21 protein-coding genes and 3 tRNA genes are annotated in these 26995 nt (G+C 43.5%); 12 read left to right on the forward strand and 12 right to left on the reverse strand.

Annotated features, from left to right (window positions below; translation table 11 throughout):
• Positions 1–149 precede the first annotated feature (149 nt).
• A complete protein-coding gene (locus tag HYN43_RS04200) occupies positions 150–6320 on the forward strand; it encodes a cadherin-like beta sandwich domain-containing protein (RefSeq protein ID WP_162996306.1) in 6171 nt (2056 codons plus the stop codon).
• A gap of 81 nt (positions 6321–6401) precedes the next feature.
• Here the strand turns inward: HYN43_RS04200 and HYN43_RS04205 are convergent, their stop codons facing one another.
• Positions 6402–7085, reverse strand: coding sequence for a TIGR02117 family protein (locus tag HYN43_RS04205; protein ID WP_119408270.1), 684 nt, complete (start codon positions 7083–7085; stop codon positions 6402–6404).
• 1053 nt (positions 7086–8138) lie between these two features.
• Positions 8139–9710, reverse strand: coding sequence for a TROVE domain-containing protein (locus HYN43_RS04210; protein ID WP_119408271.1), 1572 nt, complete (start codon positions 9708–9710; stop codon positions 8139–8141).
• Positions 9711–10305: 595 nt separating this feature from the next.
• On the opposite strand from HYN43_RS04210, the gene HYN43_RS04220 reads away from it, so the two are divergent.
• The 5 genes from HYN43_RS04220 (at position 10306) to HYN43_RS04245 (ending at position 11532) form a co-directional block, all read left to right on the forward strand.
• Positions 10306–10379: transfer RNA gene (locus tag HYN43_RS04220), tRNA-Pro, on the forward strand.
• 13 nt (positions 10380–10392) lie between these two features.
• A tRNA-Ile gene (locus HYN43_RS04225) sits at positions 10393–10465 on the forward strand.
• A gap of 7 nt (positions 10466–10472) precedes the next feature.
• Positions 10473–10546 (forward strand) — tRNA-Cys (locus tag HYN43_RS04230).
• A 434-nt stretch (positions 10547–10980) separates the two neighbouring features.
• The gene (locus HYN43_RS30160; protein ID WP_162996307.1) at positions 10981–11145 is read left to right on the forward strand and encodes a hypothetical protein; all 165 of its coding nucleotides are present in this window, start codon (positions 10981–10983) and stop codon (positions 11143–11145) included.
• An 81-nt stretch (positions 11146–11226) separates the two neighbouring features.
• Positions 11227–11532 (forward strand): hypothetical protein, encoded by a 306-nt coding sequence (locus HYN43_RS04245; RefSeq protein WP_162996308.1) that lies wholly within the window; start codon positions 11227–11229, stop codon positions 11530–11532.
• Between the two features lies 1 nt (position 11533).
• Here the strand turns inward: HYN43_RS04245 and HYN43_RS04250 are convergent, their stop codons facing one another.
• The 5 genes from HYN43_RS04250 to HYN43_RS04270 form a co-directional block, all read right to left on the reverse strand.
• Entirely contained in the window at positions 11534–11758 is a 225-nt protein-coding gene (locus tag HYN43_RS04250; RefSeq protein ID WP_119408276.1) for a DUF4287 domain-containing protein, read from the reverse strand.
• Positions 11759–11801: 43 nt separating this feature from the next.
• A complete protein-coding gene (locus HYN43_RS04255) occupies positions 11802–12827 on the reverse strand; it encodes a multiheme c-type cytochrome (protein WP_162996309.1) in 1026 nt (341 codons plus the stop codon).
• Between the two features lie 730 nt (positions 12828–13557).
• A complete protein-coding gene (locus HYN43_RS30165) occupies positions 13558–13722 on the reverse strand; it encodes a hypothetical protein (RefSeq protein ID WP_162996310.1) in 165 nt (54 codons plus the stop codon).
• A gap of 37 nt (positions 13723–13759) precedes the next feature.
• Positions 13760–14551, reverse strand: coding sequence for an NIPSNAP family protein (locus HYN43_RS04265; protein ID WP_119408279.1), 792 nt, complete (start codon positions 14549–14551; stop codon positions 13760–13762).
• Between the two features lie 293 nt (positions 14552–14844).
• Positions 14845–15234 carry a DoxX family membrane protein gene (locus HYN43_RS04270; protein WP_162996311.1) on the reverse strand — a complete coding sequence of 130 codons (390 nt, stop codon included), beginning with the start codon at positions 15232–15234 and terminating at the stop codon, positions 14845–14847.
• A 472-nt stretch (positions 15235–15706) separates the two neighbouring features.
• Here HYN43_RS04270 and HYN43_RS04275 point away from each other — a divergent pair, with 472 nt between their 5' ends.
• The gene (locus HYN43_RS04275; RefSeq protein ID WP_119408281.1) at positions 15707–17266 is read left to right on the forward strand and encodes a M20/M25/M40 family metallo-hydrolase; all 1560 of its coding nucleotides are present in this window, start codon (positions 15707–15709) and stop codon (positions 17264–17266) included.
• 370 nt (positions 17267–17636) lie between these two features.
• Here the strand turns inward: HYN43_RS04275 and HYN43_RS04280 are convergent, their stop codons facing one another.
• Positions 17637–18197, reverse strand: coding sequence for a DUF2306 domain-containing protein (locus tag HYN43_RS04280; RefSeq protein ID WP_119408282.1), 561 nt, complete (start codon positions 18195–18197; stop codon positions 17637–17639).
• Positions 18198–18386: 189 nt separating this feature from the next.
• On the opposite strand from HYN43_RS04280, the gene HYN43_RS04285 reads away from it, so the two are divergent.
• Positions 18387–18629 carry a helix-turn-helix domain-containing protein gene (locus HYN43_RS04285; RefSeq protein WP_205589866.1) on the forward strand — a complete coding sequence of 81 codons (243 nt, stop codon included), beginning with the start codon at positions 18387–18389 and terminating at the stop codon, positions 18627–18629.
• Between the two features lie 51 nt (positions 18630–18680).
• Here HYN43_RS04285 and HYN43_RS30860 read toward each other — a convergent pair whose 3' ends face one another.
• From HYN43_RS30860 to HYN43_RS04295, 3 genes are all read right to left on the reverse strand, one after another.
• Positions 18681–18815 (reverse strand): hypothetical protein, encoded by a 135-nt coding sequence (locus HYN43_RS30860; protein WP_281024314.1) that lies wholly within the window; start codon positions 18813–18815, stop codon positions 18681–18683.
• A 104-nt stretch (positions 18816–18919) separates the two neighbouring features.
• On the reverse strand, positions 18920–19468 hold the full coding sequence (locus tag HYN43_RS04290; protein ID WP_119408283.1) for an RNA 2'-phosphotransferase: 549 nt from the start codon (positions 19466–19468) through the stop codon (positions 18920–18922).
• 37 nt (positions 19469–19505) lie between these two features.
• The gene (locus tag HYN43_RS04295) at positions 19506–20567 is read right to left on the reverse strand and encodes a helix-turn-helix transcriptional regulator (RefSeq protein ID WP_119408284.1); all 1062 of its coding nucleotides are present in this window, start codon (positions 20565–20567) and stop codon (positions 19506–19508) included.
• Between the two features lie 475 nt (positions 20568–21042).
• On the opposite strand from HYN43_RS04295, the gene HYN43_RS04300 reads away from it, so the two are divergent.
• The 4 genes from HYN43_RS04300 (at position 21043) to HYN43_RS04315 (ending at position 26225) form a co-directional block, all read left to right on the forward strand.
• Positions 21043–23214, forward strand: a complete 2172-nt coding sequence (locus tag HYN43_RS04300; protein WP_119408285.1) for a glycosyl hydrolase family 28-related protein — start codon at positions 21043–21045, stop codon at positions 23212–23214.
• A gap of 114 nt (positions 23215–23328) precedes the next feature.
• Complete coding sequence (locus HYN43_RS04305; protein ID WP_119408286.1) at positions 23329–23796, forward strand: hypothetical protein; 468 nt, start codon at positions 23329–23331, stop codon at positions 23794–23796.
• A 462-nt stretch (positions 23797–24258) separates the two neighbouring features.
• Positions 24259–24864 carry an NUDIX hydrolase N-terminal domain-containing protein gene (locus HYN43_RS04310; protein WP_119408287.1) on the forward strand — a complete coding sequence of 202 codons (606 nt, stop codon included), beginning with the start codon at positions 24259–24261 and terminating at the stop codon, positions 24862–24864.
• Between the two features lie 233 nt (positions 24865–25097).
• Complete coding sequence (locus HYN43_RS04315) at positions 25098–26225, forward strand: glycoside hydrolase family 76 protein (RefSeq protein ID WP_119408288.1); 1128 nt, start codon at positions 25098–25100, stop codon at positions 26223–26225.
• Positions 26226–26294: 69 nt separating this feature from the next.
• On the opposite strand, the gene HYN43_RS04320 is transcribed toward HYN43_RS04315, so the two are convergent.
• A complete protein-coding gene (locus HYN43_RS04320) occupies positions 26295–26957 on the reverse strand; it encodes a DUF4844 domain-containing protein (protein ID WP_162996312.1) in 663 nt (220 codons plus the stop codon).
• Positions 26958–26995 lie beyond the last annotated feature (38 nt).

The raw sequence follows: 26995 nt of genomic DNA on the forward strand, positions 1-26995 counted from the left end.
AACTATTTGTGTAAATTTTTTAATATGAATTAGTGAAAGAAATGTGTTAAATTAGCAAACACAAAACGCCGAGGCCCCCGGCACTAAACTATCACTATAATTCTTCTTGTATGCAAAAAACATTTCCCTCCCGGGTAAACATCAGTGGTATGCTATATCACATTAAATGTACTTTATTGCTGGTTGCCTTTTTGTTATTAGCTATTTCACAAACGCTGGCTAAGCCACCCAAATCTGTCCACAAAAAAATAAAAAACACAGCCCGAACTAATACTGCGTCTGCCGCGCCTACCATAAGTTATAGCGGCCCGCAAAACTATGTTACAAACAGGCCTATAACGCCGCTTGTGCCTACCAGTACCGGAGTTGCACCTTTTGGTTTCAGTACAACCCGTGTTCAGGTGGGTTCGGGCTTTACCAGGCCCATGGGATTGACGGTTGATGCGCAGGGTAATATATATGTAACTGACAACACCGCAGCTCCGGGAAACGGCATGGTAAAAAAAATTCTTGCAGACGGAAGTTCTACTGTAACCATTGCAACCGGCCTTGTTGGCCCCAGGGGCTTAACTTTGAGCGATGATGGGAATATTGCTGTTGCAGATATGGGTGGCCACTCAATAAAAAAAGTATTACTAAGCAACGGTAGCATACAAGTAGTAAGTTCTAATTTAGCTAACCCGGTTAGTGTATCCTATGATGGCTCGTGGGCTTATATTGCCGATTTAACCTATTCAGACATACTTTACGCTGACGGTTCTGCGTTACCAATGAATGGTGTTACCAATCCTACCTTTATTGTTGTTAAAGATAAGTATCAATACATAGCAGCAAATGACGGTATCCACTCATTTTCAACTTTTGAAGTAGGGAGAGTTGTAGGAAAGGATATCGTTGGCCCATTGTCTCTGGCTGCTGATTTTCAGGACAATATATATGTATATGATCATGTTAATAAAGCATTAAAACTTTTCCCTGCCGATGGGTCGGCTGCGAAAGTGCTTGCTTCTGATTTTGGCGCGTCTCCCGCTGGTTATGCACCCGGCGGGGTAGCCATTGATTATGCAGGCAATGTTTATGTGGCTGATACCTATAACAACAGGGTGGATAAAATAGTGCCTGTGGGTGGATATTTTTTAAGTCCCGCATCATTGCCACCCGGTTTACATTTTGATAGTAATACCGGTATTATAAGCGGTACTCCGATTGGCGGCGATTACGCCCCTCAAGTTTACACCATTACAGCTTATAACAGTACCGGCAGTACATCAACAACGGTTACTATAGGCGAAAGCTATGATCGCGCTCAGTTGAGAAGTGTTACGCCGAGCAAGGGGAGCTCTACTCTGACTCCGTCTTTCCGTTTCCCGGATACTACAAGAAACTATAGGATAACCGTTCCCTATATCGATTCTGTTATTTCATTTACGCCAATAGCCTCCTCTTCTGGCAGTACTATAAAAGTAAACGGCATAGCTGTGGCATCTGGTAACGCAAGTGCCGGTATTCCGTTAATAGCCGGCAGAAATGATATAACTGTTACTTGCGATAATGGCACCTGGAGCAATACCTATATTTTTAGGGTATCGAGAGCACCGGCGTTAGCCTCATTAACGCCAGATGAAGGCTTTTTAACGCCGGGTTTTAACAAGGATATTTTCAGTTACCGTTACAATGTGCCAAATTTGGCAGGCAGCACCAGGCTAAAGCCGGTAGTGTCTGATACCAGCCAGCGGATTAAGGTAAATGGGGTAGCTGTTGCCTCAGGTTCTTTTTCGGCAAGTATACCTTTAGACGTAGGCAATAATATTATCAACACAGAGGTAACCTCGCGCGATGGTTCGGTTTCAACAATATACAGTACAACTGTGTCAAGAGCCCCGTTACCTCCAACGGTAAGCTACGCCGGTCCGCAAACCTTTTTTACAGGAACAGCAATATCACCCTTAACACCAAATACCAGCGGGGGCGCTAATTTCGCATTCAGCTCGATCCCTATACCGTATAATATACAGGGTAAAGCTTTAGCTATCGATACGGGCGGAAATTTATATTATAATAATACACAAACCAACAATATAGATAAATTGCCTCCGGGCGGTAATATACCGGTTACCATAGCCACTAATTTTCCGGCAGTGGCCATTACAGTTGATTTGGCCGGAAACGTATATGTAGCAAACAGCACCCAGGTATCCCGAATTGCGGCAGGTGGTGGCGCTCCTGTGTTGATTGCGACAGGCCTTAGCAGCATCACCGGTATGGCGATCGACCGCACCGGGAGTCTTTACCTGATAAGCAGCACATCTCAGTCAATAATTAAAATACCGGCAGGCGGAGGTGCCCAAACTTTAATTGCAACCGGAAAACAGCCCATATACATAACAAAAGATAACGATGATACGCTGTACATTCTTGCTAATAATGGAGATATAGTAAAGTACTACCCTGTTACCACAAAAATGCAAACCATACCAGCAGCCGAGGGATATACCGCTGTTACTGCAATAGCCGTTGATGCCAGCTATAATATATTTTTGCGTTTAGGTGCCAATATATCCATGCTTCGCCCGGGAGCTTCATATCCTTCCTCGGTGCTCAACCCTGTTCTCACATCCGGAAAATTATACATAGCAACCGATAATAAGGATAACCTTTATATTAACGGTAATAACGGCCTGCAAAAAATCCCGCTGTTTGGCGGCTATTTAATAAGGCCTATATTGCCCGATGGTTTAAGTATGGACAAAAACACGGGTATAATAAGCGGTAACGCAACGGTCGGCAGCCCGGCAACCGATTATACGGTTACGTCCTTTAACCCGGGAGGGAGCGCATCGGCAGTAGTTAATATTAAAGTGGTATCAACTATAGCCAGCCTTAGTGCTTTAAAAATCAACAAAGGTTTACTGAATTTTGTAAGCCAAACCAGTGTTTATAATATTACGGTGCCAAATTCTGTATCTGCAATTACATTAACGCCCACAGCTACCGATAGCACAGCCAACATCCTGGTAAATGGTAGCCCGGTTTTTAGTGGCAAAGTATCGCCGGCAGTGCCGCTTAGCGTAGGTAACAATACGGTAACCGTAAAAGTTACCGCTCCGGATGGTGTTACAACCCGCACATACACCTTAAATATAACCAGGCTGGCTTCGCCTGCAATTAATTATTCAAGCCCTCATTTATATACCACTAATACCGCCATAGCACCTTTAACACCAAGCAGCAGTAATATAGGTGCTTTAGGTTTTAGTAATACCGATCCGGCAGTTGTTTACAGCGGCAAGGCGGTTGACGTAAGAACAGACTTTGCCGGTAATGTATATTTTGCCGGTATTACAAGCACAACTCCGGCGGCACCAACGGGGATTTTTAAAATTAACGCAAGCAGTGGGGTTATTGACACGGTGGCAAAAAATTTTGGAGATGGGGGCAATCACATCAACTATGATTTTACTATAGATCCTGCCGGTAATATCTACGTTTTACAACTTAGTGCTAATAACGTACTGAAAATACCTGCCGGGGGCGGTGCCCGGGTTAATATTCCTGTTACTTCGCCTATAGCTATCACTACCGATCCTAAAGGCAATATTTATGTAATAAATAACATCAGCAAGCTTTATAAAATTCCGGTTAATGGTACAAGCCCTATTTTGGTTACCACCCCGGCTACAACTTTGTTTGGAGGGCTGGCAGCAGATGCGCTGGGAAATATTTACCTGGCTACCCAGATTGGTTTGGTGAAAATATTGCCGGATGGCAGCGCTCAAACGGTACTTACCGGCTTTACCGTATCAAACCTTACGCTTGATAATGCGGGAAACCTTTACATCAACGATGTAAGCAACAGGGTATTAAAAATGCTGCCTGCCGCCGGTGGGGCGGCCGTATCCCTTATGAGCAATTTCTCGTCAATAAGCAAAGCAACGATATCGCCAACGGGTGAGTTTTATTATATCAACGGTTCATTAAACGGTGTACAAAAATTAATAACAACCGGAGGTTATTTTATAAAACCCACCCTGCCCAATGGTTTAAACTTTAACGTGAACACCGGTACCATCAGCGGTACACCAACAACACCACTGCCATTAACCAACTACATCGTTAATGCTTATTTAGGCGGAGACAGCAATCCCGATACGGTAGGTATAAAAATAGGAACAAATAATCCCTTTCTGTCGGGCCTGCAGTTAAGTAAGGGTACATTAAACCCGGTATTTACACCCGCTGTTACAGGTTATACAGCTACGGTGAGTTATGCCGATTCGTTAATTACAGTTACGCCTTCGGCTACCGATTCTGTTGCATCTGTTAAAGTAAATGATGTAGCTGTAAATTCGGGCCACACATCACCAGGGATCCATTTAAATTTAGGCCCGAATACCATCAGTACCGTGGTTACATCATCTGATGGTACGGTTTCAAAAACATATACCACTACGGTTACCCGTCTTGATTTTCCACCGCCGCTTGCATCGTTAACAGTAAGTGATGGTACACTATCGCCCGCCTTTGCCGATTCGACAATGCATTATAACGTTACCGTGCCAAATGCCACAACAAATTTAACGGTAACCCCAACGGCTAAAGATGCCGGTGCTGTAATAACGGTTAACGGTATATCTGTGGCAAGCGGAACAGCGTCGGCGGCTATACCGCTTAACAATGGTGCCAATACTGTTACCGTAAGCGTAAGTCAGGCAGGTCATCCCGCGGCAAATTATATTATATCGGTTTTGAGGATCTCAAGCAACGCCAGCCTCGGGGGCCTTTCTATAAGTACAGGTACGGTTTTAACGCCAACCTCAGTTGCAGGTGTTACCAATTTTAATACCTCGGTTGATTATGGTGCAACCTCTGTTACAGTAACTCCAACAACTGCCGATGCAAACGCAACGGTAACGGTTAACGGTGTTTCTGTAAGCAGCGGCACGCCTTCGGGAGCTATTAATCTTAATGCCACAGGCAGTACCGTTATCAATATACTGGTTACATCTCAAAATGGAAATACCAGGCCTTACACTATCACGGTAAGTAAAAACGGATCGAGTAATGCAGCGTTAAAAGGCTTAACATTAAGTAGTGGCACTATACTTAACGCGGCACCGGTTGCCGGTATTTCGCATTACACTACATCGGTTGCGCCCGATGCAATTTCTATCGCCTTGAAGCCCGTCGCTGCCGATTCGAACGCCGTTATTACATTAAACGGTACCATTGTACCAAGCGGAACATTGTCTCAACCTGTTGCTTTAAATGCTTCGGGAGCTACAACCATAAATTTGCTGGTAACCGCGCAGGATGGTGTTACTACCCGTACATATTCTGTTACGGTTAATAAAACAGGCTCAAGTAATGCTAATTGTGCTATCGCTTTAAGCCCGGCAACGGCACTTAACAAGGTTGTTGGTACTGATGATAATTTTACTGCCACAGTAGGTTTGCTTACCGATACTGTTTTGGTAAGAACCTACGCGGCCGATGCTAACGCTTCTGTTTTGGTAAATGGTGTTACTGTTAGTAACGGAAGCAGCGGAACCCCGGTACTATTAAATAAAGTTGGGCCAACAGTTGTTAATGTGCTTGTAACCGCGCAGGATGGTGTTACTAAAAAAAACTACAGCATAACTATAACCAAGGTGCCCAAGGGATATGCATATTTAAAAATACTTCAGATAGGATCTTTGAATTTAAATCCGCTAAGAGATACCAGCGTGTTTAATTATATCACAACCACTCCATCTAACCAGGTTTCGGTAACTGCCCGGCCAGCCGATGTAAAGGCAACAGTAAGCGTTACAGGTGTTTTAGTTTATAACGGCAGGGAAACGTCTTTTAGCGGCACACCTACAGCGCCTTTCTGGTACGTTCCAATTCATGAGTTGTTTAATGCAGGTACATTTACCTTTACTATTAAGGTGACAGCAGCCGATGGCGTTACTACTAAAACTTACACGGTTGTATTAACCAATAGCTTATCTTTGGGCTTTACAAATAGTTTTGCCGCTTCGCAGGTTACAGGCAACGGGGAAGTGAACGTTCACCAGGCCTTATCTCCCAATGGGGATGGCATTGATGATTATCTTACCGTAGATGGCATAGGTGCTCATCCTGATAACACCCTGTATATTATGGATGTTAACGGCAAACTGCTGGCTACCCGGAAACAGTATGATAATGTTACCCATGTTTTTGACGGGCATGCCGATAATAATACGCTGCAAAAACCAGGCACCTATTACTATGTGCTGAAATATAAGGACGGAGGCCAGGAAAAAACAAAAACCGGATTTATCATATTGAGATACTAACAAAATCACATTAAATGGCAAAGGCTTCTTTTTTACCGAAAGAAGCCTTTGCTTTTAATAGAGAGTTTTATCAACTAAACGCTACCGGTAATGATAAAAAATCCCCCGGTCAAAAGGTGTCCAAACGCAGGCAGTTTGGCCTCCGGCTTTTAGCGCGTTATTAGCCCAGGTATTACAGGTGTAAAACATATTATACTTGCGCTTAGCCTCATAAAAAGCATCGTCATTACCGTAGTTAGCGTTGGTTTTTATGTTGATGACTTTGCCGGCGGCATTGCGTTTAAAACTGCTATCAATAAACGCCACCATGCGCTTGTATTGTTCATCGCTGATCATGATTTTCTTACAATCGTTATTCTCACGCATATCCCGGTAATAAGTAGCGTGGATGGCTGATGTGCTTAAGGCGAAGGCGGCTTTGAACGCTGTACTGAATTTGAGATCGGCCCAGGTAGGGGTGTTGAGGTAAAAGCCCTTATCGCCCCAGCCAATAGCAAGGTATTTGTTGGTGGTATCTTTGGCGATAGTGTTTTGATAACTCAACTCTTTACTCCAATCGATGACTGCAGTTTTTACAGGCAAAACTATATCGGTATGGTCGCCGTTGGTTAGGATATAGATGGCTACATCATTGGATGTTCCAGGCTCTTTATTAACAGTCCATATCGAAAATATGAATGCAGAAAGCGCGTAAAGCAGCACAAATGCTACAAAACCGAGCACAAATTTTAGAATGAGGCGGGCAATTTTTTTTTTGATGTTCATAATTAAGGTTACAGGTTTGGTTTCCTTAATTAATACTGGAATAATATAAAGGTAACCTTACAAATAAAGAAACCGGGAGCAATAATAGATGTGCGGTAGGTTTTGCATGAAAAGCGAAGTATCGCACGTACACGGCATCCTGGTTTCTTTTACTGATAAAGGTTAGGTTGTAAAATTTTAATAAACAGCGGTTAAAGGCAACGGGCAACAAGTGTTTCTCTTTACCGTGCTCTGTTCTGTTGAGCTACTTTAGTTTTTGCTAAAGGCCGGATTTTTACCGGCAACCCCGGGCTTAACAGGCGAAGTAACACTTATTTACGGCACTCTAACCGCTGTTTATTTAAAAAAATAAGGGCAACAGTCAACAAGTGTTCTGCATTATGCTCTACCAACTGAGCTACCGCAGTTACCCGCAGGCCGGGTTCGAACCGGCGACCCTAACGTCCCTAAACGAAGCAATACTTGTTTACGGCACCTTATTTTATTTTAGTATTTTAAAAAGAAGGGTAACAAACTATAAGTGCGTGCTTACTGTGTTTTATTTATTTAAACTACCCTTGCGGGGCCGGCGTCAAACCGGCATTTCAGTCGTGAATTGACGAAGTAACACTTATAAACGACACCTTCCTGATATAAAGAGCAACAAACGGTAAGAGACTTAGGGGACTTGCCTGCGAGGACTCGAACCTCCATCATAGTTTTCACTACAATGCCCACCCCCGATTTTTGGTTGCGAAGTAACCCTCACCTAACGGCATCTTTATTTTTTGCAGGAGAGATAAACCTCTCCGCATTTTACAATTTTCAATATTTTTAAAAGAAGGGCAACAGGTTACAAGTGCTGGCTTACGCTGCGTTTAACCATCTCAACTACCCTTTCGGGGCCGGACTCGAACCGGCGTCTCAGCTTTGGAAATCGAAGTAACACTTATATACGGCACCTTCTTTATAAAGAGCAACGGGCGGCCTGCGTACGTTTCATGTTAAGCGAAGTAACGCGGGCATACGGCATCTTTATATTTTTACCAGGGGAGGCCTTTTCCTCCCCATCATTTATAAATCAATTTTGTTAATTAAATCCAACGCCGAGCCGCCTTTTTCAATCGCTGCCAATACATCGAAAACTTTATCGCTCCAGCCGGCAATCAGGTATACATCGTTTTGCAGCAGTTGCAAAGGCGTTTGGCCATAGCCTGCCAAATCGAACAGGTACAATTTTGCTGTTGGCGCGATGGTTCGTTTGTATTGAACCCATAGTTTCTGGATATCATCCGGACCGAAATTGCTGTTCCACAACTGGCAATCGGTAAATAGCATTACCTTATCCATTTGTACGCGGCGATCAATCAGATCACGGATTACCAGGTAACCGTTGGTTGAATAACCCACTTCGCCTTCGCGGCGGTAAAACTCCTGTACATTGCCCAATATATTATGGCGCGGCACGGCAATGGTCTTCCAGTAGTTGCCAAACATACCCACTTCAACATTGTTACACCGCGATTGCAGCAGCATAGCCAGCATCAAACCGATATCGTACAACAATACTTTCGATTTTGCCGAGATTGGTTTCTGCATTGAGCCCGAAACGTCGCAGGCCAGCAGCACGCGGGTGTTTTCGTCAAAGCCACGGATGTTGGCAGCGCTTGCCTGTACCGCTTTTTCCAAAGCGTCCAGCAATTCGCCGGTATAGCCTTTGTTGCCTGTTATGGCGGCTTTGGCGACCCTTGCAATGTTTTGCACCGCGTTAGTTGGTGTTATCAGCTCGCGGTAAGCAGCCAGGTAACGGAACGGGAACTGTTTGGCTTTGGCCACCTGCTCGCCATCGCTTAGGGTTGCGCATACTTTTTTAAAGTGCGCATAGCTTACGCCCGCATCCTGTATGTTACGCAGGTTACGCAATAAAGCCATGTAGCCCACTTTACCGCTATCTATCAGTTGTTCCCACTTAGCGCGGAACGCGATAGCTTTAGCTTCAACGCTATCAAAATTTAGTTGACCTAAAGCTGATAGCTCCGTTTCCCATGTATAAGGCGCTTGCAAATTGTTAGCCACTATTTTGTTAAATATCAGCTGCTGCAAATCATCCTTGGCACGTGGGTGAACCAGGAACAGGGCGTCGCGCAGTTTAACAGCACCATCGCGGTTATATTTGGCAAATTGGTACTCATCAAAGCGGTTAAACGCCAGCGATAAACCTTTTTGCATCTGTTTAGATAAGCGGTTTAACTTTTTAGCACCGTTACGCTGGTTCAACACCTGGTAGCAGGCCAGCAATTCGGTAATTTCATCCGCACGGCCAACCACGCCATCCGTAACCCGGGCAACCAGATCGTCGCCCGAGTGCAGTTTAGCCAATTCGGTAGCCAGCACCAGCGGTACCGAACGCATATACATTTTAGTACGGGCATACACCGCCAGCTTACCCACAAATACCGGGTTGCATTGTGCTATCAGTTTGCGCAGGCGTTCCATACGTGCTTCATCTTTTTCGTAAAAGGTATCGTTTAAGCTCCAGGTTACTACCGTGGTGTACAGTTCCATCTCGGCGCTCATTTTAAAAGCTTTCGCGCCTTCATAATTTGTAACGATGGTTTTTACTTTGCTTAACAGGTTGAATTTCATTTTAAACCTCCTTTGTTTGTTTTGACGATACAAAGGTTAGAAGCTACTGCGCAGTGTATTTGCGCAGTGAAAAAAAAGTTAAAATTTTTTTCTGAACCGGGGTTTTGGGGGGATTTTTATTTCTGGGATTACACCGATTGATTTTTGATTACGCCGATTTTGACCGTTGATGATTTTTAATTTCGTTGATTGCGCTGATTTTTTTGTCTGAACTCGAATTTTTAGAATTAAGGAACTAACGGAATGCCAGGCAAATTCGAAAAATTCTTTCATTCGAAAAATTTGGGTTCAGACAGAAAAATCCTGCTAATTCCAAAAATCCCCCCAAATCCCGGTTCAGACAATCAATCGGTGTAATCCCAGAAATAAAATCAGCGAAATCAACGTAATCAAAAAAATCAACGGTAATATTTTTTCATAATTATTTTTTAATTTAAATATTGTTTGTATACTTGCGTCATGAAAGCAACAATATGTATACAGTGTCCATCACCCATACCGATTTATCGGAGGAGATAGCTATGTATATATAGTAAGTATATAACACATTCGAAAAATCCTCTTAGATAAAAACTAAGGGGATTTTTTGCGTTTTAGGGTAGTATATCAATTGGTCAGATTACCACATTTGGGATGTGGAGGCTCCCGGTTCGAGTCCGGGTTACCCTACTGATTTATAGCTGGAAATGTAGCTCAATGGTTAGAGCAGCACCCTTATACGGTGTCGGTTAAAGGTTCAAGTCCTTTTATTTCCACATACAGGGCCGGTTGCCCGAGTGGTTCAAGGGAGTCCTCTGCAAAAGGAATGTTCGCAAGTTCGAATCTTGTACCGGCCTCTTTTTTCTTATTGAAGGTCCGGGTGTTTAATGCCCCAAGTATATCGCTGGTGTAGCCTGAAAGTACGCCGGGTTATTTTGTGTTTAAATATTATTAAATAATATTAAATGGTTGTTTGTTGTTATTTTTTTATTTTTTTTGGTCGGGAATTGATAAAGTCGGGTAGAAAGGCATGCACCAATACCCCTTGTCAACGTTTTAAAATATAGTTGATAAAGTGGTGAATAGTTTATAGAAAACCCGAATCGCTTCAGGTACCAAAATTATGGCTGTATTTCGTAGCCGAGATTGCTGATTTTTGAAATATAGCGGGCCGAAATAAAAGTTAAATATTGTAAGTTATTGATTTTTAGGTTTTTTATATTTGGCCCGTGTTTGGCAGAACGATGTTTGATTAATGAAACATCAAATTTAAAAAAAACATCTGCCAGGCATGGAAGCATTAAAAACTACCAAAATTACGATCATCAACATTTACCAAACCTGTTTCAATCCAAAAAACAGGCTCAGCCCAAAACAAAAGTTGCATCATATAAAAGGCGATCTGATAGCGTTGTACCTTGTTGCTATCAGGCTTTATTATATAATTTATAATTAACCGGCGTTTTGCAAAAGAGTTGATATTTTTGCCCGTATGACTATCGATGATGCAAATTTTATTGTTAAGTACTAAAACGGCGTGCTTGGCATAGTGCGTCATATCGAATTCAGAAAGCGTGTGCTGGCTTTGAAATTAAAAGAAATGCGCCCATGCGAGGTGCGAAGGCAGCTTTGGGAGGAAGGGAATTATTTAACCAGCGATCCTGAGGTGTTGAATTATCTCGATCAGGAGTATATCCAGTATATATTGGCTTTTGCCGCCGAGATCCAGGAAAAGCATCCGGATGTTATTGTTAACAGGTGTCCCGAATGCCGTGCCTATACCATTGCGCCGTTATCCCGCCAATGCAAGGTATGCGGGCATAAGTGGCATCCCAAAGGCTGATTTACTCGCTTTCTTCGTTCTTAATGCCTTTCAGCAAAGCGTAAATAGCCATAGCATGGCCATGGCCTAAATCAAAATCCTCCTTAAGCCATTTGGTAATGTCGCCGGCTTTGGCGCTTAACTCGCCGTTTTTGGTAAATCCTTTCTCTTCGGCCAGGTGCCTGAAATCGGCCGGGCCTTTGCCCGTTTTTCCTTTAATGGTTTTTAAGTATCCCTGAAATGACATGGGTTATGTTATTTATAGCTAAGATCGGCAATGCCGACAAAAATCAAACGCCTTTTTTGCCTTTTATAAGCTCAACTATTTTTTGAGTTTCTTCGGGATAAATGCCGATGTAGTGGCTGCGCACCATATAGGGCACTTTCAGCTTGCTTTCGGCGGCTTCCAGCCTTATTACGTTTGATGCCTTATTGGGCATGTGGCAGTCAATACAATAATTGTTGATAACGGCACCCAGTTGTGGTGCCATTTTGCAAAAGTTATGATTGGTTTGGCTGTGGCAGCTTAAGCATTTTTGAGTGTACATAGCCATGCTTTGTTTAGCATTACTATGTGGGTTGTGGCAATTGCCGCAGTCCATTTTGCTCATGGTGTAGCATTTGCTGGCAATTAATAAATCGTACTGGTTGCCGTGCACATCGGGCATGTTGGCGCCGGGTACAACGCGTGGCTGGGTGCGGTCTTTTAATAAGGTATCGCCCATTTCAAACCCGAATGATGAGCGTTGCGGGATATTTTTGTTACCCGAGTGGCAAACCGCGCAAGCATCCATTTTTTGTGCACGCGACAGTGAAGCATAAGTAGCAATGTATTTAGCCTTTTTATCATCCGGATTATCGGTATGGTAATTAACGTGGTTGGCGGCCGGGCCGTGGCAGCGTTCGCAGTCGATGCCATAAACCAGCGAAGCTTTATCAAAACCGAACTCACCGCTTGCAGGGGGGAGTTCTTTTACGTACGAGCTATGACATTCCAGGCACCTGCGCAAAATTGGCCGACCGAAGTTCATGTGATCGGGCAGGTAGCCGGGGCTGTTGGCCCAGTTGTGCAGCGCTACAAAATAAGATACCGGTAACTCATACAGCATTTTATTTTTCCAGTACATATAGGTTTGCGCCTTGCCGTTGCCAATGGCAATATCAAAAGGTTCGGCCTCGGTTTGCCGGCCGTCAACGTAACCTACCTGGTACAGGCTGTCGTTCCGTTTTTCCATTACAATTTTTTGCCCCATACCAAAGCTAAAGCTGTTGGAATCTTTAGCGAAGCTGCCCCTGATATTTTGCAGCGTGGCCAACTGTGAAGTTTGAAAATGCGCAGTATGCAAAAATGACGTATAAACATCGCTATGGCATTTTTTACAGCTTTCAGATCCAGCATAAACCTCACCCCGCGGATCGGCAGATGTACTGGTATAGCATTGTGTTAAAATGAAACTAAGGGGTATAAGAGCAAGAAGAACTAAAAAAAGGTATCTCTTTTTGAGCATTGTTTACGGCTATATGGCTGGTTATAAATTGGTTGGGTTTTTAGGCTAACCCCGAAAAATCCAATTACAATTTAAGGCAATATTTAGATAATACAAATGGTAAAAACGTTGGTAGTGGTGATGTAGGGGATTTTTTAATTCGGATTTCGGAATTTCGATTTCGGATTTGTTTTTTTGGATTACACCGATTGATTTTTGATTGCACCGATTTTGACCGTTGATTTTATTGATTACGTTGATTTCGCTGATTTTGTCTGAACCGGGATTTGGGTGGATTTTTTTAGATTGCCAGGATTTTGATTGAATGAAATTAAACGAATTAAAGAATTTATTGAATTTGTCTGGCATTCAGTTAATTCTTTAATTCCCCCAAATTCGGGTTCAGACAATATTCTGTCAATTCTAAAATTCTGTAAATTCTGATTCAGACGGATTGCGTTAGGGATAGGCGCGGATACCGGCCTGTGGCTAATGCCTGTGCAGTATGAGCAGATAGCCCGGCCGCAGGCAACGCCCAAAGCATAATTTGGAGAACGGGTTACTTACTGATAAAAGACTTGTGCGTAATAACGGCCTTGTTCATGGTTTGCTGTATTTTATACAGGCGCGTAGCCATTTCAAAGCGCTCTTTATAGCTGCGTTTCAGTCCTTCTTTTAAAAGTTCTATTTCGGCCGGGCTAAATACTTGCTTTTCCTTTTCCATTGCACTAATGATCAAATTTAAAAAAATGATACCACAATCAAATCTGCGAGTATGCCGTTGGTACCAGCATGGTTGATGTTATTTTGCTTACCAGCAGCGCATCGGCATATTCGGGTACGGAACTGATCTTTTTCCATTGCGGGTCGGAGCCAAAGGCTTTCCAGTGGGCTGCTTTGGCTTCCATATCGTCAAAGGTAATCATGTAGGTAAGGTTTGGGCGTAAGGTGCCTATTACTGTTTCGCCCCAAAAAACAGGTGCAAAGCCAAGGCGTTTAAAAATATCAATCTCGCCCTCATCATTAAACATTTCAATCTTCTTTTTGCCGGCAGCCTCGCTTGCGCTCTGGTATTGGCGAAGTTCGAAGATGCGGTTTCTCTTTTCGAGCGCTTCAAGATGCGGCATGTGGGTAAAAGCCTTCATTAATGAGCTTTCAATGCGTTCGTAAGCCGGGGCAGTTGCCGGAGCGTTGAGGTACAGCGAACCCTTGTTTTGATATGCCTGATCTTTTTCTAAAGCATCGGCAATAGTAGCTAAATGCGCAATGCCGTTGTATTGCACCAGTACATATAGTTTGGTTGGGCCTGCCGGGTTCATTTCGGTAAACACACCAATATGTTTTACGCCCAGGCGGTTCATGGCCGGGATGGCAGCATCCTTCCAGTAATCTTCCGTTAGTTTTTGCTGAATTTCGTTTTTAAAACTGTATATCCTCAGCTCGTAATATTCGGCAGTAGGAGCAGGGGCTTCTGTTGCATTGCTCATGGCTGGTAGTATACTTGCTGCTACACCGGTTAATATTGATGATTTTACGAATGTACGACGTTTCATGGAGATGCGTTTTTATAATGGTTTTTAATCAGCGGGCCAATATAGCATTTATAATAAACAGATATGTGTTAGCAGCACAATCAATGCCAAAATAAAAGCCCCATAGCACTCGCTGCATGGGGCTTTAAACCTAAACCTTATCACAAATCAATGAGCGTTTTGGGAACGCCCACTAATCATTGTGTAAAAGTAACGCATCTTTGGCTATTTTTCACAATTTATCTCAAATCTTTTCTGTTTATTACATATAAATTACAGTTTATGAGTGCTAAACATTACACAGGTCATATAATTTACACTGTTGCCTTCATGGTAAACATACCCTTATAGTATTTCCAATAGCCAAAGCCTAAAAGCACGTTAGGCACCATTAGCGTAACGCCCATTAACCAGCCGGATGGCACCAGGATGGTATGAAAAAGCAGCACGTTTAAACTTATGGGGAACAGCACTACCGCCGCAAATGGTGCATAACGGTTAAATATTAAGGCCAGGCCGCCGGCAATCTGGATGGATTTGATCATGGGATAAAAATATCCTACGCCTTTTAACCCGGCAACAAAGGCACCCGTTTTGCCCGGATGCAGGGGCTGATAGGGGATAAACTTAAAAAAATAATCAAGACCGAATATCAGATAAATAACGCCGAGCAACACGCGGGAGATTAATACAGTAGTTTTCACGCCAATAGGATTTGTGTTTTGAATTAAGCCAAAGCTTGCCAATTAACGGCACATTTTCAAGCATCGGGCTAAATTAATTTGGTTATGGTTGTTGATGATTTGTAGGATATGGCTCCAAAAGAGAGGATTTAAAAAAACGTTCCCTCCTCTTTGGAGCATAGCTGCCAATTTAAGAAATTAAGCTTTTAAATTTCCCTCTTGAGAGGGGGCGCGATGGGAAAGAGCGAGAGCAGGGGTGTGTTATACGAGCGATAAACTCGCGCAGAGTAACACACCCCTCAACCCCTCTCAAGAGGGGAATCGCTCAATTCCACCGCTTTTTGCTTACGTTGACGGCCAGTAAAGGGGCGGGGAGAGGCTTATGTAGTGTACAAAATAGCCCTTCTGTTTTAAAAGCGATTTTCCTGGGTATCGGTTTTCTGAAACTAAATTCTGAAATAAAATTTCTATCTTCCGGTCTAAAACCCTCACTATGAAATTTTTAAAATCTACTTTAACCTCAGCGGTTTTGTTGCTGGCTTGTGCAGGCAGCTATGCCCAGCAGCAGGAAGTTGTTGATACAGCGGTTTTTGCCCGCATTCGCAAAGCCGAGTTGAACAGTTCACAAATTCCGCAGATAGCGCATTATATTACTGATGTTTCCGGCGGGCGGCTTACCGGGTCGCCGGCCTACACCCGGGCTGCCAACTGGGCCGTTGCAACCATGAAAAAATGGGGGCTGGCCAATGCTGCCACCGAATCATGGGGTACCTTTGGCAAACAATGGGAGATCCAGGATTTCAGCATCATGATGCGTGCACCTTACCCCGCGCAGGTAAGGGCATATCCAAACCCCTGGAGTGAAAGTACCAATGGGTTGGTGCAAGGCGAGGTTACGCTGATTACCCCATCGCAGGCTATGGATACCACTTATCTGGCCGCACACCAGGCCGATTTTAATGGCAAATTTGTGATGGTTGTTGGCTCGTCGCCAGGCACGAAGGCCAATTTTAAAGCTTCGGCCGAGCGTTTGACCGATGCCGAACTGGCTAACCTGAAAGACACTTACATGGTGCCGCCCGGAATGATTACCATGTACCTAAACTACATCAAAACCTTTAAAACGGCCGATGTGATATTTAAAAAAGCAGGTGCGCTTGCCTTTATCAATACCGGCGGAGGCAATATGAACGGAACTGTATTTGTACAGGGCGAATACGGCTACAAATTAACCGACCCGGAAACGGTGCCGCGGGCAAGTATGGCTATGGAAGATGCACAGAAAATTAAACGATTGATAGCATCGGGGCAGAAAGTGCAGCTATCGCTCAATATTTCAGGCAAATTCTCAACGGATGATACCAATGGATATAATGTAGTTGGCGAAATTCCAGGTACCGACCCTAAACTAAAATCGCAGCTGGTGATGCTGGGCGGCCACCTCGATTCGTGGCAGGCCGCTACCGGTGCTACCGATAATGGTGCAGGTTGCATAGTGATGATGGAAGCCATCCGTCTGTTGGATTCGCTGGGCCTTAAACCTAAACGCACTATCCGCATAGCGCTTTGGGGTGGCGAGGAGCAAGGTTTGTATGGCTCTTTTGGTTATGTTAAAAATCATTACCGCGAGGGTGAAAAAATAAAACCGGAGCAGGCAAAAGTATCTGCCTATTTTAACCTTGATAACGGCACCGGCAAAATTAGGGGGATTTATGCGCAGAGCAACCAGGCCGTGAAACCTATATTTGAGCAATGGTTTAAGCCTTTTAACGATTTGGGGGCACAAACCGTAACGCTGGCCAACACAGGTTCAACCGATCACCTCTCGTTTGATTGGGCGGGCATCCCTGGTTTCCAGTTTGTGCAGGATCCTATCGACTACGAAACCCGCACCCACCACAGTAACATGGACGATTACGACCACCTGCAAATTGACGACCTGAAACAGGCCGCCATTATAGTAGCCTCTTTTGTATACCAGGCCAGCATCCGCCCCGAAATGCTGCCACGCAAACCGCTGGAAAAAGGCGGGTTTGTGTTTGACGGATTTTAAAGATGAAGCAGGCACAAAGCGCTATGGTTGACATGGCGCTTTGCGCTTGTATTGTTTGGTACCGGCACTACCGCTGGTGCCGAAAAACAATATTTTAGTTTGATGATCGTTTAAACAGAAAATTATATAAACCTTAATTATCACAAATGGATATAGTTGGCTTACTTTTAGTTGTTCTGCTCGTTACTGCTGCAATATCAGCCATTCCTGCTTTTTTTATTTCCAGAACAGTGCGCAGGCGATTGCAAGGCACCGGAAGTCCTTACGCGCGGTCAACCAGCGTAATTGCATTTATATTAAGTATGGGATTGATACTGGTGGCTTTACTATTTGTTTTGTTTTACAACTTCAGGCTTGAACGATAAGCATTTTAAACCCGCTTGGTACGGATCAGCCATTCGGCAAAAAGCAGGTTGGGTACAAAACCCATCCATGCATCAATCATATACAAATGCACAGGATCGATGATTATAAAGCCTGATATAATCACTTTCCATAACCGCAGGGTTACAGCCGATAGTGTTAGCGCATAACTCCGCAACATGTATTGTTTATGTGCCTTAATATCTTTTCTTTTTATTGCAGCCACCGCTTTGTAAGTAAACCAAAACCACAGGCAATCTAAAACTACAAAGGCCGTTTTACCGGGGAGCAATCCGTTGGCATATATAGCCATGATCATGGCTGCCGGAAAGTTTATAAACAAAATATCGTACGCATATATTTTGCCCATCAGTTTGTGCACTGCCCTATGTTCTTTTAAAATCTGATCAGAAAACTGTGTAAAACCAGCCAGCAGCACCAGTATTACACTGAAAACATGGGTATAGAATGCTATTTTCCAGGGGAGGATGTGGAGATAGGCCTGTTTAAATTGCAGGAAACCGATGTTATCCTGCATGGGATAGTATCGAACTATACCTATCAGCATCAGGAAAGTAGCGATGCTAAGCAGCAGGTAAAGGCCAAGGGTTTTAAATATATATTTCGCGGTTTCCAGTGTGATTGGTTATCAGTTAAGCTAAAGTAACTAAAACTTTCGTGTACTTCTCTGATAAAACTGCATAAATCATTTTGTCGTATTTAGATATAATTTTTAGTGTTAGTAAATATGATGCAAGTGAATTTAACTCATGCAGAGATCAGGAGCAGGCTTAAAAATATAATCATCAATATCAGGAAGATCAGGGAACGCAAGAGTTTTTCGCAGGAGTATATGGCCGCCCGGCTTAATATTTCGCAAAATACCTACAGCAAGCTGGAGTTGGGAAATACCGCGCTTACGGTTGAACGCTTTATACTTATTGCCGGGATTTTGGATGTGGATGTAACAGAATTGCTGCTGGCAAACAAGCAGCAGTAACCTATTGGACTACAAACCCGGCATGCCCACATGCCGGGTTTGTAAACTTTCTTAATCGCGAACAGGTTTTAATACCCTGCGCTCTGCCGCTTTCCTGGCCTGGCGGCATTTAACATAAGCGTTAATCATAATGCCCGCTATACAACAGGCTACCAATACGTAAATAATTAGGATGTGCTTTGGCATTTGAGTTTATAATTTGTTTAAATGTAACGGGTTTGATACAATTAAACGAAATATTTAAAAATAAAGTTTCGCTTGTTTGATAGCTGTAAAAGCCTGATCAGGGCCTATGCCTGGCTAATAAATTGCGGCGGAACCTCGTCGGTAAGCCATACTTTATTTTCTGAAAGGTAAAATTTGTAGCCCTCTTTATGCATTTCGCCGGTCAGGATGGTTAATACTACCGGTTTGCCATGCCTGCCACCTACGTTTACGGCTGTGTCTGTATCGATGCTTAAATGCACATGCTGCCGGCTGCGCTTTTCCAGTCCGTTTTGCATAATGCTTTCTACCGAGCTTGCGGCTGTTCCATGATACAATACATCGGGCGGAGTTTGCGGGGCGTAACCCAGTTCCACCTCAACCGAGTGGCCCTGGCTTGCACGGATATTCAGTTTATCATCGCTAAAGGCAAAGCGCTTTTTGGCGTTGGTATCTACCACGTGTTCCAGCGCCTCAAGGGTTACATTGTTGCCGTATGCATTTAACTTGTTTAACAGTTCGGCAACTGGTACCCAGCCTTGCTCATCAAGTGTAATTCCTATTTCTTCGGGTTTGTGGCGCAATACAAGGCTTAAAAATTTGCTAAGGTTTGTGGTTTCTTTTTCGGTTAACATAATGCTTTAAAGATATCAAAATCCGGTTTAATATTATTTACTCATCCAGCAAACTGCTCAGGTTTTTGCCCTGAGGTATCGGGCTGTCGGCTGCGTAGTGACCTAATGCTTTCTGTAGTTGCTGTTTTATCTGCTTAACCAATATCCGCGGACTAATCACTTTTAGCTTGGCACCAAAACCCAGCAGCTCGCGCTCCAATTCAAAATTCATAATCACCTTTATGCTGAATAACTTACCGTCGGCCTCTTCCCTCAGCAGCTTTTGGGTATGGTGCAATGGTTTGGTAATTACATAGGGTGCGTTGGCTTTATCTATCCAAAATATAATGGTGGTATCCCGCTGCCCCGGCGACTTGGTTACTCCCAATGCGTCATCATAATAGGTGGCGAGGTTGATGGTTTTGTTTTCGATATAGTCCTCGTCATGCAGTTCAATGGTTTGAATCCTGTCGAGCGCCAAAGTAAGCAAGGGTTTGTTTCGCTGATGCGACAGCCCGAGTACAAACCAACGGTTCCGGTACTCTTTCAATAAATATCCGCTAAAACAAAAGGTACTTGCATCCCTGGCTTTGAACGATTGATAGGTTACACACATAGTACGTTTAGCCACAATTGCCTTGCGGATCACCTCAATCCATTCAAGCCCTTTCAGGTTATCATTTTTTTCAAAATCAACCACCGGTACGCTATGCGTTTTCTGGCTGTAAATCTTATCTTCCAGCCGGGTGACCATCTCGCTGATATCAGTAAAATGACTGAAACCCTTAAATTGCTGCAGCAAGCCCGCCACCTCGCCAAGCACCTGTATGTCCTGGTTGTTGATAGGGATATTGGTGATACTGTAGCCTTTATCGGCGTAGGTATAGTATTTTTTATCTACCACAACAATCGGAGCCTCATAACCCAGTTTGTTGCTGCGCATCATCTCTATATCAGCCTGTACCGTACGGCGGCTTACTCCGCTGTCAATGCCCTGGTATTCGTACAGGGCTTCGGAGCAGGCTTCTATTAAATCGTCCAGCGTCCATTGTTTGCGGCGGTTTTGCAGGCAGCTATCTATGGTTCGGTAGCGGATGAGTGCGTTGCGGTTTACAGGCATAGGTTATTGATTTCGGATTTCGGATGTTCGATTTCGGATTTGTTTTTTGGGATTATACCGATTGATTTTTGATTAAATTGATTTCGACCGTTGATTTTTTTGATTTAGTTGCTTGCGCTGATTTTTTGTTTGAACTGGAATTTTAAGGAATTTATTGAATTAACAGAAAGCTAAGCGAATTCAATAAATTTCAATAATTCCCCCAAATTCGGGTTCAGACAAGAAAAATCCTGCAATGCCAAAAATCTCCCCAAATCCCGGTTCAGACAAATTCTTTGATAATATTATTAAAATAATTTTCACTGCGCAAATGACTTGCGTAGACGTAGCTCTGCAAAGTCGGAGCGTTTATCTATCCGGTAACGTTAGTGAGATTCCGTATTTCAAACAGTTGTGAATAATGATTTTTTTACCAATGGATAATACACTATAGCACCACTTCGTTATCAGAATAATAAACTTAAATCTTAATATTATGATCCAAACAACAATCCAGGGAATCCGCGATTTTACCGGTACCATTACTGACCCTATTTTTTACACAACAGACATTAACCAGGAAGGCAACTGGCGTTACGACCCTAATGACACTACTTCGGCCGACGATACCGGTTCGATTTTAGTTACTGCCGATGGTAAAAGAGTTAAAAGAATTTACGAAGGTGTATTTGATGTGAAATGGTTCGGCGCAAAGGCAAATTTTGCTTCCGCCTCCAGCCAGTTCGTTTTAGCCAGTGCCACAGCCGGATCATTGATAGCAAACGGCAGTAACAGCTTTACTATATCTACAGGCCAATTTAGCTCATCAGACGTAGGTAAAATTATCAACATCCGATACAGTAACGATGCTAACACAAATTTTATCACCTCAACAATAACAGCCGTAGCTTCGGCAACCCAGATCACCTTAAACAATAATTCAACATTTGACCTGCCCTCGGCAGCTCAAATTGCAGGCGCCCAACCCGACGAAAAGTTAACAGTTACCGTTTTGTATGGTAACGACGACACCGCCGCAATTCAGAAAGCTATCGATGCATCGTTCGCATTAAAGGTTTACAAGCAACCACAGGTATATCTTTCCGCTGGATCTTATTTTGTAACACAACTGGTTATGAAAACCGGAACTCAGTTTTATGGCGATGGGGCCACACAACAAAATATCAGGGCACAAAGCAAGTTATACCAGATTCCGGGCTCCAATGCTGATGTTATCCGTGTGGAATCGGGCGCTAATACCACCGGCGCACTGTTTTGGTCTGGCTTTCTGCATGATTTTTCTATTATGGGAAATCCCTCAAATACAGGCGGCTGGGGAATAAGCATACGTAACACAGACGGGAGCCGTGTATCTCCCGCTGATATTACCATGATTCAAAGGCTAACTGTAAGATATATGCCTTCTGGCGGAATTGAATTTCCGTTAGCAGGGATACCTTTGTTTGTAACCGATATTAAACTGTATTGCAACGGAGGGCCTGGTATTGGTCTGGGTTCAAAGGAAGGTTCGGAAGGCAAAAAGCATGCTCAGTCTGTAAATCTTACCAATATCTCGGCCGATTCAAATGTAGGTGCCGCTATCAAAATCAATAATCTTGATATGAACAGCAACGTGGTTATTGTGAATCTTAAGTGCGAAGATTTTGCTATAAATCCTTATGATACGAGTGTACCCAAAGTTACTGTACAACCTTACCCGGTTTTAATTGATAATTGCCAGGGTACCGGGATAACTTTACTTGGGGCCAACAACCAGGGGCCAACAACCAGCGGTTCTTTGAAGGTAAAATCAACCATAAAAAGTACCAACAGTTCGCCTAACATACTTTGGAACAACTGCTACTCAAGAATAACATCAGCTAATGATGTACCTCTTGATCCCGATCCGGAAATAGTAGAAGGCAGCGGTATTCCCTATACCACCTTTTTTGGTACATACCCCAATTTTAACCTGGCTACCACGTTTACGCAAAGTCACAGAACCCCACTTATTAGACTAATAAAAACTGATAATATTGATGATGAAAAAGTATGGGATTACCGCTTATCATCAACACGGCTCGAATTAGGTATAAACAATGATGCCTTAAACCAATTTAAACCGGTAATTCAGTTTCAGCGTACGGGTAATAATGTAAAAGGGGTTTATTATCCAAACAAAATAATCAGAATTCCAATTGCCGGAAGTATCCCGACACTCAGCGGCAATCCCGTTACCGCTGCCGATTCATCTTTATATGAATTGATTAATACCTCGGCTCTTAACATGCCAACAATATCCGGATCATTGATAGGGCAGGAACTGGAGTTGATATTTGATGGCTTCACCACCATCGTTCACGGCACCGGTAATATTACCCTTGCCTCCGGGGCTAATTTTAAACCTGCCGCGGGACAGATTGTTCGTTTTATTAAAGGAAACACAACATGGCTTGAAGTTGGCGGTGCAAGCTGTACGCCAACAGCGTTAGCTATTACCAATACTACCACCTCGGCGCTTAGCAAATCGTCACTCAACTCATCGTACCCGGCAGCTATAGTAGGTACCAAGGTGGTTTGTGCATCTATTACCGGCGGTGGCATTGTGTACGAGAAAGTGGATAATTCATCAACCGGAAACTGGATCTCAAGTGCGATGATATCTTAAATAAATATTAAAAGTACCGGTATAATGGTTATGCCGGTACTTTACCTGTTTTTTTATTTGTGGTACTGAAAGTATCCGTTTATATCATATCTTCATTCCACAAATCTTATCACCATGAAATCTATCGTAAAAAGAAATCAAAATCTGTTGCCAATATTAATACTCAGCCTCATTCTTCAACTATTAAGCAGCAACAGCTCCGAGGCCTCAACAACCAAAAGGTTCCCCACCGATTCCATCGCCCACTCATCAAAAACCAGGGAAGTACTTCTGTCCCAACAGTTATTCGTTGTCAAACTATCCAAACCCAAAGCAAAAAACGCCAGGCCAGGCAAGGTTGATCTTAAAGCCGAACTGCGCGACGCTTTTATGATAGTTTGCTACGATAAAAACAAAACATACAACGAATTAAACTGGACGATGTGCCCCGATGGCCATTGCCCGGTAGCAGGAGAGTACCAGTTTGGCTCGGTAAAGTACAGGCAACTGGATACACTAATAGCCAAAACCAAGCTTGCTGAAGCCGAAGCAGCGAAAAAGACAGCTGCGCTGATAAAATCTGTCCAAAATAAAACACATTGATTGCGTGTTTAAAATCTCTAACAAGGGCTTAACCAACCATTTACAAAAAATCTTTGCGTCTCAGCACCTTTGCGCGCTTAAAAATCTCCAACAAGCACTTAACCAGCCATCCACAAAAAGACCTTTGCGTCTCCGCGTCTTTGCGTGCCTAAAAATCTGCAACACGCGTTCACGCATCTATCAGCAAAACACTTAAGGCCTAAAAAAATAAAATCCCCACAGCACTCGCTGCGTGGGGATTTAAACCTAAACCTTATCACAAATCGTGAGCAAGGCGCTCACTATTTATACGGCTAAGTTAACACAACTTTAATTAATTGCAACTTTTTTGTTACAAACATTCATCAAATCTTCATAACAAAACAGCTTTGCGCTGCCAGCAGTAATATCGCCAGGCTTCACAATTTGTTTACTGCTGTTTATTTGCCGCTTAACTATTTTGCCCGATATTGCAGGTATCTCATGAAAAACCAACTCGATCTGCTCGAAAAAATATACGCCCTGGCACAAACCGGCATCAAATACACCCGGAACCCCTTCGATCTGGACCGCTACCAAACCTTGCTGGCCATAGCAACCGATGAGTACAGCCAGCTTACAGGTTTAGATACCGAAATTTTACGCGAGCGCTTTAACAATGACCTGGGTTATGCCACGCCCAAATTTGGCGTTAACGGAGCCCTGTTTAATGCCGAAGGCAAAATATTGCTTGAACACCGTACAGATGATAATTTATGGGGCCTCCCCGGCGGCTGGGTTGATGTTGGCGAAGACCCGGTATCGGCCCTGAAACGTGAATTTGTGGAAGAAGCAAGCCTGGTTGTAGAACCGGTTGAATTAATTAATTTTTATACCCGCCTGCCGGGGCCCTTCGCGCAGCCGCATACCTCTGTGCATGCATTGTATTTTTGCAGGTACATCAGCGGCAACATAACAAAATCTATCGAGAGTTTTGATATTGATTACTTTGATCCGGCAACTATAACTGCCTGGCATAAAGATCATGGCGAGCTGGCCCGGCAGGCGGTGGGTTATTTTAAAAAGCCCCCTCTAAATCTCCCCCGGTAGAGGAGACTTTCCTGCTTTTCTGTTTTTATATGTACCTGCTGGCCGTAGTCGGTTAATAGCCCGGTTAAAATTAGGGTTAACAACTTTTTGCTGGTTAAAACCTATACAAGGCCTTGTTTTTTGCCTTATCATTGTTTTGCCGACAGCAATTAATCGATAATTAGGAGGCTCCTTATTGCACTGCTATCTGCCAAAAATTATTAAACCTGTTTACAAACCTATATTTATAATCTATGAAAAAAACGTGCTGTATTTTAGCGCTCAGCCTGTTAATCACTATCGCGAGTTGCAGTAAGAGCAAATCGCTTAACCCGGTAAATGCTCCAAAAACCGATACCGGCAAAACCAACAGCAAACCAGGATTTACCAGCGCCGATGCCGACCTGGCTTACACCGCCTTTAATAATGCTTTTTACGATACCAATAACAAACTTTACTTCAGCACCACTAAAAAGGGTGGCGTAGCCGCCATCTGGACACAGGCCATTTACTGGGATATGGCCATGAACGTTTACGAGCGCACCAAAGCACCAGCCCAGCTTACCAAAATAAGCGACATTTACCAGGGTAACTATAACCACTACGATGGCTATAACTGGAACAATACCACCGTTTGGTTTATTTATGATGATATGATGTGGTGGGTGATAGCCCTGGCCCGCGCCAACCAGCTTACCGGTAATGCTACCTACCTTGAAAAGGCAAAATCGGGATTTGAAAGGGTTTGGAACGGATCGTACGATGCTGCAGGGGGCGGCATGTTTTGGGATTTTCAGCACAGCGGCAAAAACTCGTGTATCAATTTCCCTACGGTTATTGCGGCTATGAAGCTGTACAGCATTACCAAAGATGCTGCATACCTGGATAAGGCCAAAATGATCTACACATGGTCGAAAACTAACCTGGTTGATGCATCGGGCAAGGTGAACGATAATAAAATAGGCAACAACCCGCCGGGTGGGCAGGATTATACCTATAACTCGGGTACGGCCATTGGCGCAGCTATGGCGCTGTATAAACAAAGCAACGATGCGGCGTACCTTAACGATGCCAAACTATATGCAGATTATGTTAAAAACAACATGTGCACCAACGGCATCCTCCCGGCCGAGGGCGACTTTAACGAGCAAGGCGTGCTGAAAGCCATTTTTGCCCAGTATATTATGCAACTGATTAACGACGGTGGCCAAAACCAATACCTAAGCTGGATCCAAACCAATGTTAACACCGGCTGGGGCAACCGCGACGGACGTAATCTTACTTATCGCAATTATGCTGTGGGCACGCCAACGGGCGATATCCAATCGTACGAGGCCAGTAGTATTGTTACTTTTATGCAATTGGTACTGCCAACTAAATAAAATTTGATTTAAATAAAAAAGGGACCGTTGTTTTAAAACAATAGTCCCTTTTTTGTTTATACGGATGGCTTACCTCCTGTAGGTGCGCACCTGCTGAAGCCTTGTTAAAGCCTGTGTGTGATTGAATTTATCGGGCGGGAGCGTTTCAATCCATCCATAATTAATAAACTGAATTTGTCTTATACCCTTGCCAAACGATAACAGGTTAAACTCGTTACAGTTATTGCACCGTACAATCATCCAGCCCTGGTCCGGTATCCCCTCTTGTTTGCTTATAATGTGGGTTTCCAGCTCAACTTCGCATCCGGTGCAGGAGGTAAATTGTATTTCGGCTGGTTTGGTTTTGTTAAATATGCTCTTTAATTTCCACAATACGTTCAGCGTGCGCCCGTGAAGCCAGTTGTTTAAATCATCATTGATATTTACCCCGATTATATGCGCCATTTCTTCAAACAGGTCGCATATAAACTCTCCCTCTTCGGTATCGTAATCGCGGTATTTTATCTTGCCAAGGTAACGCTTCAGCAACGATTTTAATTTAGCGGGCGATGCCTCATTTTCTACAGCATCAGCAAGACCGGCAGCGCAATCGTTAAAAAACTGTTGCAGGTAATGGCTCATTTCATCATCAGGAGATGGGTTTAATCCCCGCTCTTCCCAGGCTGATGATGAAAATTTATCTCTTTCTTTAAAAGCAATCAGTTTGGTAATAGTACTCTGGTTATCGGGCATGTGTTTATGCTTTAGGCTTTGCAAACCTACATAATCAA

It is taken from the genome of Mucilaginibacter celer (genome assembly GCF_003576455.2).
In the GTDB taxonomy this organism is placed as follows: domain Bacteria; phylum Bacteroidota; class Bacteroidia; order Sphingobacteriales; family Sphingobacteriaceae; genus Mucilaginibacter; species Mucilaginibacter celer.